13 protein-coding genes are annotated in these 12,318 nt (G+C 66.6%); 5 read left to right on the plus strand and 8 right to left on the minus strand.

The annotated features are described in order from the left end of the window. Positions 1-228: 228 nt before the first annotated feature. Together PGN37_RS01505 and PGN37_RS01510 are read left to right on the plus strand one after the other, a co-directional pair. Positions 229-3,036, plus strand: a complete 2,808-nt coding sequence (locus PGN37_RS01505) for a helix-turn-helix transcriptional regulator (RefSeq protein WP_335329253.1) — start codon at positions 229-231, stop codon at positions 3,034-3,036. Positions 3,037-3,046: 10 nt separating this feature from the next. Further along, positions 3,047-3,334 (plus strand): hypothetical protein, encoded by a 288-nt coding sequence (locus tag PGN37_RS01510; RefSeq protein WP_335329254.1) that lies wholly within the window; start codon positions 3,047-3,049, stop codon positions 3,332-3,334. Here PGN37_RS01510 and purE read toward each other — a convergent pair. Both purE and PGN37_RS01520 read right to left on the minus strand, forming a co-directional pair. Next, positions 3,320-3,820, minus strand: coding sequence for a 5-(carboxyamino)imidazole ribonucleotide mutase (purE, locus tag PGN37_RS01515; RefSeq protein WP_335329255.1), 501 nt, complete (start codon positions 3,818-3,820; stop codon positions 3,320-3,322). The two genes, PGN37_RS01510 and purE, sit on opposite strands and share 15 nt — an antisense overlap. After that, positions 3,817-5,016, minus strand: coding sequence for a 5-(carboxyamino)imidazole ribonucleotide synthase (locus PGN37_RS01520; protein ID WP_335329354.1), 1,200 nt, complete (start codon positions 5,014-5,016; stop codon positions 3,817-3,819). The genes purE and PGN37_RS01520 overlap by 4 nt, the downstream gene beginning before the upstream one ends. Positions 5,017-5,101: 85 nt before the next feature. Between PGN37_RS01520 and PGN37_RS01525 the strand changes: the two genes are divergently transcribed. After that, positions 5,102-5,716 (plus strand): GtrA family protein, encoded by a 615-nt coding sequence (locus PGN37_RS01525; RefSeq protein ID WP_335329256.1) that lies wholly within the window; start codon positions 5,102-5,104, stop codon positions 5,714-5,716. Between the two features lie 3 nt (positions 5,717-5,719). Here PGN37_RS01525 and PGN37_RS01530 read toward each other — a convergent pair whose 3' ends face one another. The 4 genes from PGN37_RS01530 to PGN37_RS01545 form a co-directional block, all read right to left on the minus strand. Continuing rightward, positions 5,720-7,114: an FAD-dependent oxidoreductase gene (locus tag PGN37_RS01530; RefSeq protein WP_335329355.1), complete on the minus strand. Its 1,395-nt coding sequence runs from the start codon at positions 7,112-7,114 to the stop codon at positions 5,720-5,722. After that, positions 7,111-7,764: an undecaprenyl diphosphate synthase family protein gene (locus PGN37_RS01535; protein ID WP_335329257.1), complete on the minus strand. Its 654-nt coding sequence runs from the start codon at positions 7,762-7,764 to the stop codon at positions 7,111-7,113. The genes PGN37_RS01530 and PGN37_RS01535 overlap by 4 nt, the downstream gene beginning before the upstream one ends. A gap of 79 nt (positions 7,765-7,843) precedes the next feature. Then, positions 7,844-9,379, minus strand: coding sequence for a sugar transferase (locus tag PGN37_RS01540; RefSeq protein WP_335329258.1), 1,536 nt, complete (start codon positions 9,377-9,379; stop codon positions 7,844-7,846). Positions 9,380-9,517: 138 nt separating this feature from the next. Continuing rightward, on the minus strand, positions 9,518-10,228 hold the full coding sequence (locus PGN37_RS01545; RefSeq protein ID WP_335329356.1) for a GAF domain-containing protein: 711 nt from the start codon (positions 10,226-10,228) through the stop codon (positions 9,518-9,520). Between the two features lie 135 nt (positions 10,229-10,363). On the opposite strand from PGN37_RS01545, the gene PGN37_RS01550 reads away from it, so the two are divergent. Together PGN37_RS01550 and PGN37_RS01555 are read left to right on the plus strand one after the other, a co-directional pair. Continuing rightward, entirely contained in the window at positions 10,364-10,732 is a 369-nt protein-coding gene (locus PGN37_RS01550) for a chromosome condensation protein CrcB (RefSeq protein ID WP_335329259.1), read from the plus strand. Further along, positions 10,729-11,100, plus strand: coding sequence for a hypothetical protein (locus tag PGN37_RS01555; protein WP_335329260.1), 372 nt, complete (start codon positions 10,729-10,731; stop codon positions 11,098-11,100). The genes PGN37_RS01550 and PGN37_RS01555 overlap by 4 nt, the downstream gene beginning before the upstream one ends. Here the strand turns inward: PGN37_RS01555 and PGN37_RS01560 are convergent. Together PGN37_RS01560 and PGN37_RS01565 are read right to left on the minus strand one after the other, a co-directional pair. After that, on the minus strand, positions 11,093-11,686 hold the full coding sequence (locus tag PGN37_RS01560; RefSeq protein WP_442932814.1) for a YdcF family protein: 594 nt from the start codon (positions 11,684-11,686) through the stop codon (positions 11,093-11,095). The two genes, PGN37_RS01555 and PGN37_RS01560, sit on opposite strands and share 8 nt — an antisense overlap. A 41-nt stretch (positions 11,687-11,727) precedes the next feature. Next, positions 11,728-12,246, minus strand: coding sequence for a PH domain-containing protein (locus PGN37_RS01565; RefSeq protein ID WP_335329262.1), 519 nt, complete (start codon positions 12,244-12,246; stop codon positions 11,728-11,730). Between the last annotated feature and the right edge of the window lie 72 nt (positions 12,247-12,318).

Genomic DNA, 12,318 nt, shown 5'->3' on the forward strand with positions numbered 1-12,318 from the left:
TCAAAATCAGCGATCACGGGTGCGCCGTGACGAGTTTGCTAAGCAAAACAATGCATCTCGAACTGACGCTACCGTCAGCAAAGTCCTCTGAGTCGAGCTGAAGGCCTTCACCACACACTTCCCCACCGTCTTCCACACGCGGCGAATCTTCGCCTAATTGCTCTATCGAAGGGCTTGCGCGTACGGCTTATTGTGGGTTCACCACGGTGACCACTCGGGGGAGAACCAATGCCGGGGAACGACACAGAAGGTCCGCGCGCGGTCTTCCACGCGGCCGAAGCCGAGGCGCTCGATGTCCTGTTGACCGCCGCCGCCTCTGGTCCGGCCGGACTGGTGGTCGACGGCGAAGCCGGGATCGGGAAGACGACGTTCACGCTCGACGCGAGCGAGGCCGCGTCGGCGCGGGGGTTCCGGGTCCTGCTCGCCCGCGGCAGCCCGAGCGAGGTCACGCTGGCCTTCGCGGGGTTGGCGGACCTGCTCGCCGACGTCGACGAGGCGGTCATCGACGGGCTCGCCGGTGTGCAACGCGATGCACTGAACCGGGTCCTCCTGCGCGGTCACGAACTCCCCGCAGCCGACGAACGCGCCGCCGGCGCCGCGCTGCATTCGGTGCTGCAGCACCTCGCGGCCAGCACTCCCCTCCTGGTGATCGTCGACGACCTCCAGTGGCTCGACGCGTCCAGCGCCACCGCTGTGCGTTATGCGTTGCGACGGGTGACGCTTCCGTTCGGCGTGCTCGTCACCGCGCGCACCGGCGAGCGCGACGCACTCGACATGCTGCCGTGGCTGGAGCTCGCGACCCCGGGTGCGGTGCGCCGAATGACGATGTCTCCGTTGACACTCGGCGGTGTGCATTCGCTCCTGGCATCCCATTTCGGTCGGGTGCCACCCCGCCCCATCATGCGCAAGATTCACGACATCTCCGGCGGAAACCCCTTCTATGCATTGGAATTGGCACGCGCGGTCGATGAGGGCGTGCCGATCGATCGTCGCTTACCCGAATCCCTTGCAGCTCTGGTGGAGCAACGGATCAAGCATGTCGGGGCCGATGCTGCCGAAGTGCTTCTGGCGGTGGCGAGTACACCGTCGCCGACGGTCGACGTGGTCGCCCGTGCCGTCGGACGTCGCCCGGAGCAGGTGATCGACCTGATCGAACGTGACGGTGCAGCGCGCATCGTGGTGCTCACCGGGCAGTCGATCCGCTTCGCCCATCCGCTGTTGTCCAGTGGGGTGTACGCCGCCGCCGAGCCCGCTCGTCGCCGGGACATGCACCGTCGCCTCGCCGATGTCGTCGACCCTCCCGAACTGAAAGCCCGGCATCTGGCATCGGCAGCCGTCAGCGGCGACGAGACCACGCTGACTGCACTCGACGTGGCCTCGTCGGTGGCCCGCGGTCAGGGGGCACCGGCCACAGCCGCCGAATTGCTGGAACTGGCAATCACTCTCGGTGGCGATACCCCGATTCGTCACGTGCTCGCCGCGCATTACCACTTCGAGGCGGGTGCGATCGACGCGGCGCGTCGGCACGCGATGACGGCGCGTTCGCACCTCCCGCCCGGCGCGATCTGCGGGTCTGTGAGGATGCTGCAGGGCGCGATCGACGGCTACGACGGGACGTTCACCGCTGCCGTCGAGGGCTTGTCGGCCGGCGTCGCGGAAGTCGCCGATGTGCCGAGGCTGCGGCTACAGGGCCTGATGCTGCTGAGTTCAGCCTTCGCGGTTGCCGGCCGGTCCCGCGAAGGTGTCGAGTGCGCGCGCGAGGCGGTGGAATGCGCCGACGGGATCGGCGAGGCTGCCGCCAAGAGCCAGGCCCGCTCGGCGTGGGTGATGATGTCCTTCGTGTACGGCGAGGGCCTCGACACCGCAGCACTTCAGGAGGCCATTGCGTTGCAAGGCGACGGCCGCAGTGCGCCGTTTGTGAGTATGCGAGCCGATGCTGTTGCCGCCGTGATCAACTCGTGGACGGGCAAGCTCGACGTCGCGATACCGCAGTTCGCGGAACTTCGCATCAGCTGTCTCGAACGCGGAAGTGAACTGGATGCGATCTGGGTGGACCAGCACGCCACGATGGCGAACGTATGGGCCGGGAACTATCCCGCCGCCGCACGCGCAGCAGCCGAGATCGCACTGCGGGCCGAACAGATCGGCGGCCATCATGCACAACACTTTTCCTTGACCGCGCGCGCAGCCGTGGGTTCGTACACCGGTGATGTCGAGGCGACCAGGACGTCGGCCCGCGCGGCAACCGAATTGGCCGAGCGCACCGGGGGGATCGGGCTGACGCCCACTCCGCGCGCCTGCCTCGCACACCTCGAGGTGTCCCTGGGCGACTACCCCGCAGCACTGGCCGCGTGTGAACCGCTGATGGCAGGCTTCGATCCCACCGCCGGAACAGAGATCCAAGTCGCCTCCTGGATGCCGGAGGCCATCGAGGCGTTGGCTGCCGTGCAGCGGGTCGACGAGGCCGAGAACTTGGCAGACATATTGTGGCAGAACGGAATCCGGACTGATCGACCGTGGATGCTCGCGACGGCGGCCCGCGGTCGTGCGCTGATCCACGCGGCCCGCGGCGATCTCGAGCGCGCCGAGGCAGCCGCGATCGCAGCGCTCGCATTCCATGAGCAGTTGCCGATGCCGTTGGAAAAGGCCCGCACGCAATTGGTTCTGGGCCAGCTGCAGCGGCGGCAGCGCCGCCGGCAGGCGGCCGCCGCCACGGTCGAAGAAGCGCTGCGCACCTTCAGAGACCTCGGAGCGCGGCTGTGGCAACAGCGAGCCGAAGCCGAGCTGAGCCGGCTCACCGGGGCCAGGGAGAGCACGTCGGTGCTCACGCCGGCCGAGGCGCGCGTCGCACAGCATGCCGCCGCGGGCCTGTCGAACAAGGAGATCGCGACGAAGTTGTTCCTGTCGCCGAAGACCGTGGAGATGAATCTCAGCAAGGTGTACCGGAAGCTCGGCATCCGGTCCCGCGCCCAACTACACAGGCGACTGCAGGACAGCAGGGAAAACCCTGATTCGCGGACGACGGACGGTCGATAACGTCGATTGCGTGGCCAGTTTGGGCGCATCGCGGCCGTGCTTTCTCACCGAGTGGTACCAGCCGGTCCTGTCGGACGTCGACGGGATCGTGGCGGCACTCGGGGCGGTGTGCGCGCAGATGCGGGACGACGGACGCGCCATCGACCTGCTCGCAGTGATCTCTGCCGTGACCGACGAAGTCCTTTACGGCGTGTTCGCGGCAGATTCGGCGACGGTGGTGACGCTGGCGTGCCGATTGGCGGGCTGGCCGGTCGATCGCGTCATCGAGGGCGTGCACGCCCGTCTACTCCCCCAGTAACTTCCGTCGCAGCGCCTCGTCCTTCTCCAGCACCATCTTCTCGAGCCCGGCCTGGAACGCCGACATGCGTTCGCGCAGAGCGGGATCGGAGGCGCCAAGGATGCGCACGGCCAGCAGTCCGGCGTTGCGGGCCCCGCCGATCGAGACCGTCGCGACTGGGACACCGGCCGGCATCTGCACGATCGACAGCAGGGAGTCCATGCCGTCGAGACGGGCCAGCGGTACGGGCACCCCGATCACCGGCAGCGGCGTGGCCGAGGCGACCATGCCCGGCAGGTGTGCTGCGCCGCCGGCTCCGGCGATGATGACCTCGAGGCCGCGCCCGGCGGCCTCCTGGGCGTAGGTCAGCATCCGCGCGGGCGTGCGGTGCGCGGAGACGACGCCGACCTCGAAGGGCACCTCGAACTCGGCGAGCGCAGAGGCGGCGTCCGACATCACCGGCCAGTCGCTGTCGCTGCCCATGATCAAGCCGACACGTGGCGTCATGCGTGGGGGTCCCATCCGTCGGTCCATTCGGCGTGCGAGAGCCAGTGTGCCGCCCGCTCTGCGCGCTCTCGCAGGGACTCCCAGTCCTCGCCGACGATGTTGACGTGTCCGATCTTGCGACCGGGCCGTTCGTCCTTGCCGTAGAGGTGCACCTTGGCCTCGGGCATCCGCGCGAAGAGGTGGTGCACGCGTTCGTCCATCGACATATCGGGAAGAACAGCAGCCCCGATCACATTGCCCATGACCGTGTAGGGCGTCAGCGGTGCGGTGTCGCCGAGCGGGTAGTCCAGCACGGCACGGATGTGCTGCTCGAACTGTGAGGTGCGGGCGCCGTCCATCGTCCAGTGCCCCGAGTTGTGGGGCCGCATCGCGAGCTCGTTCACCAACAGCGCGCCGTCCACAGTCTCGAACAACTCGACGGCCAGCACCCCGACCACCCCGAGCTCGGAGGCCAGACCCAACGCCAGTTCCGTTGCTGCAGAACCCAAATCGCCAAGAGAGGGCGCCGGCGCGATCACCGTCACGCAGATGCCGTCCTCCTGCACGGTCTCGACCACCGGCCACGCCGCCCCCTGCCCGAACGGGGAGCGGGCCACCAGCGCCGCCAGTTCGCGGCGCATGGCCACCTTCTCCTCGACCATGACGGGCACCCCGTCGGCCAGGTAGCGGCCGACGATCTCGCGGGCGTCGGAGGGTGAGTCGGCCATGATCACGCCGCGGCCGTCGTACCCGCCGCGCACGGTCTTGATGACCACCGGCCCGCCGACCTCCGTGGCGAAGGCCTCGGCATCGTCGGCGGAGTTCACCTCGGCGAAGCGCGGCACGGGAGCCCCGAGCTCCGACAGTCGTCGACGCATCACGAGTTTGTCCTGCGCGTGCACCAGCGCCTCGGGCGGCGGGTAGACGGCCACGCCGTCGGCGACGAGCTTTTCCAGCAGTTCGGTGGGCACGTGTTCGTGGTCGAAGGTGAGCGCGGTCGCACCCTCGGCGACGCGGCGGAGCGCGTCGTAGTCGGTGTGGTGTCCGAGGAGGACGTCGGGTGTCACCTGGGCGGCGGATTCGTCGTCGCGGATCGCGAGCACCCGCAGGGTCTGACCGAGCGCGATCGCCGCCTGGTGGGTCATCCGGGCGAGTTGTCCGCCGCCGACCATGGCGACGACGGGACGTGACGTAGCGGTTCGTGGCACGGCATCTATCGTGTCATGACGTAGGCCACATCGTTGACCTGCGGTTACCGCGCGCTTGGGTGTTTGGCGGGATGGTTACGTAGACTCGCTCCTTGTGTCCTTTGCCGATGCGACGATCAAGCGTCTCCCTGGGCCGCTCCGTCCCTACGCCGAGCGGCACCACGAGCTGATCAAGTTCGCCATCGTCGGTGCGACGACGTTCGTCATCGATTCCGCGATCTTCTTCACGCTCAAGCTGACCATTCTGGAGCCCAAGCCTGTGACGGCGAAGATCATCGCCGGCATCGTCGCGGTGATCGCCTCGTACATCCTCAATCGGGAGTGGAGCTTCCGGGACCGCGGCGGCCGCGAGAAGCACCACGAGGCGCTGCTGTTCTTCGGTGTCAGTGCCGTGGGCGTGCTGTTGAGCATGGCCCCGCTGTGGATCTCGAGCTATGTGCTGATGCTGCGGGTTCCGATGGTCTCGCTGTTCACCGAGAACATCGCCGACTTCGTGTCCGCCTATGTCATCGGCAATCTGCTGCAGATGGCGTTCCGTTTCTGGGCGTTCCGCCGCTTCGTGTTCCCGGACGAGTTCGCGCGCAATCCGGAGAAGGCGCTGGAGTCGACGCTGACCGGCGGCGGCATCGCCGAGGCGCTGGAAGACGAGTACGAGCTGCGGCACGCGACGGGGCGCACCGTGCGGCCCACGCGCTCACCCCGCCCCTAGTCCTCAGCGGCGCAGCCCCTGCTCGTGGTAGCTCAGGTCGGTGTTGACCTGCCACGGGTCGACGTTCTCCCCGAAGCTCTTGCCCACGCTGCGGATCGCGCTGAGCATCGCGTGGTCCTGGTTGTCATAGTGGTGCATGCCGTTGCGGCCGACGGGGTGCAGCGTCGGGTAATGCTGCCGCAGGTAGTCGCGGATGCGGACCACGCTGCGGTCGCGGACCGGGTCGTGGATGGGGTACGCGAACTTGGACCGGGTGATCATCACCTTTTCGATCTCGGGCTTGGCGAACCCGAGCTGTTCCAGGTCGTGTTCCACGATGGTGCTCAGGCTGTGGGCGTCGGCGAGCCACAGATCCTGGTCCGGCAGCAAAAAGTATTCTAACCCGAGGAACGTGCCGTTCCAGCCTTTCGGAACGAGATCCTGCGACCAGCGCCGGTAGTTCTGGATGCGGCCGGCGTGGAAGTTTGGTCCCGGGGTGTACACCCAGTTGTAGGGGATGTCGTAGTTCCGCGACAACGCGACCGCGACGGTGATCAGGGAGCGGTGCCGCAGGTTGGACGCCACCGCCTGGATGTATTTCGGCGGGGCGGGGCGCAGCGCGTTGACCAGGGTGCGCAGCGGCATGCTCGAGAACAGCGAATCGCCGGTGACGACGTCGCCGCGATCCGTCGTCAACGTCCAGGTTCCGCCCCGATACGCCGCGCGCGTCACCATCGCGTTGAGTCGCACGTCCGCGCCCCGGGTGCGTAGTTGGTCCGCCGCCGCGTCCCACACCTGTCCGGGCCCGTGGCGGGGGTAGCGGAAGACGTCCTGATCCGCGGTCTGCTCGTCGGAGGAGAGCCGCCACCCGATCGGTTTGATGCGCTGGTTGGCCCAGTCGCTGGCGATGTTCTCGGGGTCGGCGAGCCAGGTCTTGCGGACGTAGCCGTCGAAGAACAGCTCATACCAGCGGCGGCCGAACTCCGTGTGGCCCCACTCTTTGAAGTTGGCGTGCTTCGGCTCGATCTGGGTTTGGCGGCGCAGTCGGGCCCAGGCGTAGCTGCCGGCCCCGTACACGCCGTCGCGGAAGCTGAGTTGCCGCAGGAGGTCGCGGCCCATCAGCGGGTAGCGCACGAAGCGGTCGTGCACCAGCATGGCCGAGCTGCGGGGCACCACCAACCATTGGTCTTCGGGGAGCAGCGAGCGCCAGATCTCCGACACTTCCTCGCTGCGGGTGAAGAAGCGGTGCCCGCCGGGGTCGATGCGCCAGTCCCCGTCGGTGTGGGTGCGGGCCAGTCCGCCGACGCCGCCGGAGGATTCCAGGAGCGTCGGCGTGACGCCCCGTCGGAGGAGTTCCAGTCCGGCGGAGAGGCCGGCCGGGCCGGCGCCGATGATCAGCGGTCGGCGCGTCATGGTCAGCGCCCCCGCAATTGCGGGACGCCGCGATAGCGCGCGATGAGCTGGTCGACGTCGTCCATCGTCAGGTCGTTGAGCGGTGTGGTGAGGAAGTAGAGCTGCGCGTATTGGCTTTGCAGCGGTAGGAATCCGCTCAGCAGCGGTTCGGCGGTGGTGCGGATGACGAGGTCGACGTCGCCGATCTCGAAGGTCGAGGCGATGTCGCTTCCGGTCTGCTGGGCACGCTGGTGGGCGTCGCGCAGCTCGTCGTACGCGTCGTAGGCGGCCAGCACGTTGATGCGGAACTCGGTGCCGGTCATGGCCACTTCGAGATCACCAGCGGCAGCAACATAGTTGTCGGGCAATGCTTTTCGATCACCGTGCAGGCGCACGCTGCAGATCGTCGCGTCGAACGCCGCGGGGATCAACGTGGTGAGGAATTGCATCGACGCCTGATACACCGCGTCCAGTTCGTCGACGGTCCGTCCGAGGTTGGCCCGGCTGAGGTTGTAGACGGTGACGGTGCGCACGCCGTGACCCTGGAGGTTCTTCAGGATGTCGACGACCTGATGCGCGCCGCGCAGGTAGGCATCGGCCAGCGTGGTGTCGTGAGCCTTGGCCCAACGTCGCAACCCATCGGGGATCAATCCGACGTGGTTCGGCCCGTGTTCCACACCTCCCCCAACCCTTGCATCGCTCCCCCAGCAAAGACTATTACAGAACGTGCGATTGCGAATTCGAATGACGGAAACACTATTCGGCGCTCTTGAGCACGGCCAGCACCGTCAGCGCCAGGATCTTCATGTCGAGCAGCACCGACCAGTTCTCGATGTAGAAGTTGTCGAACTCGGCGCGATCGGCGATCGAGGTCTGCCCACGCAGACCGTGCACCTGCGCCCAGCCGGTCATACCGGCCTTGACGCGGTGCCGGTCGCCGTAGCGGCGGATCTGCATCTCGAACAGCTCGACGAACTCGGGCCGTTCGGGCCGCGGACCCACCAGGCTCATCTCGCCCTTGACCACGTTGAGCAACTGCGGCAACTCGTCCATCGAGGTCTTGCGCATGATCTTGCCGATCCAGGTGCGGCGGTCCTCGCCCTCGACACCACCTGGGGCCGCGCCGTCCTTGACGGTGAACGCTGCGGCCGCGGGGTCCGCCGGTCGCATGCTGCGGAACTTCAGGCACTGGAAGACCTTGCCGTCACGGCCAATTCGATCCTGACCGAAGAAGATCGGGCCGGGCGAGCTGAGCCGGACGAGCAGCATGAGCGTCAGGAACAGCGGGGAGATCATGACCAGGCCGACGGCGGCGAGGGACCGGTCGATGGTGTGCTTGAGCGCGAACTGCCACCCGGTCGGGTTGGCGTGCGCGAGCGTCATCAGCGGAATGCCGCCCATGTGCTCGATGGTTGCCCCGACGCTGACGACGTCCATCATGCGAGGCACCACCCGGACTTTCATCCCCAGATGGTGTGCGCGCTGAGCCAGCGCCGCGAGTTTCTCATCGGGCACCGCGGAGTGGGCGATGATCAGCTTCTCCGCCCCCGTCTGGACGACCGCGCGCTCGAGGTTGTCGGTGGTGCCCAAGTACGGCATACCTTCCGCCTCGATGTTGGCTGGGCGTGAATCGTCGATGATGCCGACGGGACGTAGGCCGTAATCGGGCACCTGCCGCATCCGCGTGATCAGTTGGTGCGCGATGGGACCGGCACCGACGATGATCGCCTTCTTGCCGAAGCGGTACTTGCGCCTGAGATATCGCTGCGCCAGGGATCGACAGAAGCGGACGCCCGGAACCAGGACGGCGGCATACATCCAGATGTGCACCATCACATCGCTGGGACGGATGTACTCGGGAACCACTGTGCCTGGTTTGAAGGCCGGCACGGCGTACATGATGATCGCCAGCACCAGAAGAGCAGCCACGGCGACCGACGTTTCGACCGGTTCGAATTCGTCGAGGAACCGATCACCGAGCTTGCGTTTGTAGAGCGCCCTGCCGGCCATCAGCACGACCATGAACGGGATGAACAGCCACGTGTACGGCAAGACGCCCAGCGCATCGTTGCGGTCCAGGACCCAGTGAGAAATCTGCACGGCCCAGAACGCAGCCCACACGTCCAGGGACACGGTGAGTGCGACGTACCCGCCCTCGTTGCGTAGGAGTTCGAGAACGCGTTGACCGACAGCGGGTTTCTCGACGACCAGCAGCGGCGAAACGGCGCGCAGAAGCGGCGTCGTCGCACGCGCGCTCGGCGTATGCGTCGCCTGCTCCGTGCCTAACTGCATTGCCCAACCCCCGAAACACTTACTGAGGGTTCAACTGTATGTGTGCTGAGAGTTCGCCGCAGTCAATTTGCCATCAGCGAGTGGCAATTTGCCACACAGATGCTGGGTGGATGGCGTTAGAGATAACTGAACAGCGACTTAGTATCCGGCCTGACCGTTGCCGGGCCCGAAGATACGTTCAGCGGCGATTCCGGCGAGGTCACTGAGCACCTGCACGTGCCCGGTACCCCAGAGGCGTGGCTTGTCGTCGTAAACACACAGCGTGCCGATGGAGTTGCCCTCGCTGTCGGACAGTGGAATGCCGAGGTAGGCGACAACAGTGCCGTCTTGCACGGCGGGGTGGTTCTTGAAAACCGGATCCAGCCGAGCGTCTTCCAGCACCAGGGCTTGACCGTTAGCCACGGCGTACTGGCAGAGCGAGCGGTCAAGTGGCGTCTGCCTTTCCTTAGGCGTGTCGAGATCCATGCTGGCCGCACTCTTGAAGAATTGCCGGTCAACGTCGACCAGCGACACGAACGCGTGCGGAGCATCGAGCGCGTCTGCCGCCGCGCGAGTGATGCGGTCGTACAGCTCCTCCGGAGGCGAGTCCAGCAGGCCGGTGGCGTAGAGCGCCCGCAAGCGATCGGGATCAGCGATCACCGTGGACACACTCGGCATGTCGGTGCCGGCAAATACGCCCGAGGCGGACAGGTGCTCCATGATCTGCTCGACGGCTTGGCCGTCGGCGAGCCGCCGGTCGGCCACCATCTTCGACGCCACGGCGCGAGCGACGTAGGTGTTGACGTCTTCACCGGCTTCGCGCGCACACTGCTCGAGCTCACGATTAAGCCACTCGTCGAAACGCCTCAGGGAACCTGTCACCACACCACGGTATCTGACATCGGCGTCAGCGGATGGTGAAGTTTCTGAACGGCGCTATCGCGCCATGGCACCGTCACATTCGCCTGCCGCCCGCAAACCCTTCTCACCACATAATGTCGACACGTGCCAGCCCGACACCGACCCGTCCGCACCCACACTGCGGCCCTCGTCGTCGGCGGCGCCGCGGGTGCGCTGGTGCGGTACGCGACCGCGACGGCGTGGCCGCTGCCGAAGCAACTGTGGGTGTCGACGACGGTGACGGCCGCGGTCGCGTTTGCGGTGGCGGGCTTCATCGTCGCGAGCGGCACGATGTCGACGATGCGGGCCGTGGTGTTCGGAATGTGCTCCAGCGCAGCGAGTCTCAGCGCATGGTCGGTGCTGACCATCAGCCAGCCCCCCAAGCTATCCATCGCGTTCCTGGTTGGCGTGCCCGCCGCTGCACTGGCCGGCTTGCTGTGCGGGCTGCTGGCCGCGCGGGTGGCGGCGCGATGACGTGGATATTGGTCGCGCTCGGCGGTGCGCTGGGGTCGGCTATCGGTGCGCTGCTTCTACGCCGGCCGTCCTCCGCGCGGTTGGTGACGGCGACGGCCGTGGTGTGCGGCCTCGCGGGAATGATCTCGGCACAACCATTTTCGTCGCGAGTGACGGCAATCCTCGAATTCGGCGTGCTGGGTTCGGCAGCGAGCATGGTCGCGTTCGCACTGGCGTCGCCGATGTGGGTGGGGGGCGACGCGCCGGTGCGCAGCACGATGTCGGCAGGCAGAAAGGTCGCGATGTACTGCGCTGTGGGGGTGACGTTCGCGCTCCTGGGCTACCTCTCTGTGCATGGTGGCACGACGCTGTATCGCAAGCTCACGTAGACGATTTGCAGGAGCCCTGGACTTCGGCCTTGACCCAGGCGCCGTACTGGTAGAGGAAGGTGTACTGCCACTGCGCGACCGAGAACGAATAGCTGCGAGGCACGTCGCGCATGATCACGGTGCGACCGGGAGGCGCGAAGCACGTATCGAAGATCCGCCGGGCACGGGGCAGGTGGTAGCGCCAGCTGATGACGATCACTGACCGCCAGCCGCGCTGTTCGGCGAGGGCGCGAGTCATCAGCGCTTCACCGCGGGTGGTGCTCGGTACGGGCGGCCGGCAGATGACTTCGACGTCGGAATTGCTCCGGCAGAAGCGCTTCATCACGGGGTCACGGGATCCGTAGGGATCGGACATCAGCACGGTGGGCGCATAACCCTGCCGGGCGAGCTTCAGTCCGTAGGCTTCACGGCCGTCGTGTTCGCCGCCGAGAACGACGATTGCGTCGGCTTTGGCGAGAGCGTCAGGGCGGGCATGGGCGAAGAAGAGGGTACCGGTGGCGCCGTTGAGAAAGAGCACGGCGATCAGCGCGTAAACGGCGGCCGGCAGCGGCCCGGCTCGCACACCAGAGCGTCGCCTCTCCCCCATGCATGAACGGTATTGCAGGGCCGCCCGTCGTGCAGACTGGGTCAGCTCGGGGATTCTTCCGAACCGAGGGTGTCGAAAACCTCGTGGTATAGCAGCGAATGGACACGTTCGACTTGCGGGATGTCCTGAAACTCCAGGGGATCCTGGGACGCCGACTCGATGATGAGCGTGCCGGTACGCAGGATGCGATCGAGCAGACCGTGGCGGAACTCGACGCTGTTGATGCGGGCCAGCGGGATGTCGATCCCGGAGCGGGTGATCAGGCCGTGGCGGTACATGACGCGGCGGTCGGTGATGACGAAGTGGGTGGTCCACCAGTTGAGGAACGGCCACACCGAGAGCCAGCCGATGAGGATGAGCCAGACGGCGGCGATGACGAGGAAGACGATGTTCTTGGCACTCGGCTCCCACGTGAGGGTGTTGACGTAGCCGGCAATGAACGCGGCGGCGGCACTTGCGAGGATGAGGACGAGCGCCGGCACGAGAAGGCGCCCCCAGTGCGGATGGCGGTGCAGGACGACCTGTTCGTCTCTGGCCAGCACGTTCTCTGGATAGCCCACGTGAGGACTGTACTCAGTGGAGGGGGTTTTGGCGGATCAACGACGCGCCTCGCCCGGCAGTAAGGGGCGAGC

It is taken from the genome of Mycobacterium kyogaense, from assembly GCF_036946525.1.
Classification (GTDB): Bacteria; Actinomycetota; Actinomycetes; order Mycobacteriales; family Mycobacteriaceae; genus Mycobacterium; species Mycobacterium kyogaense_A.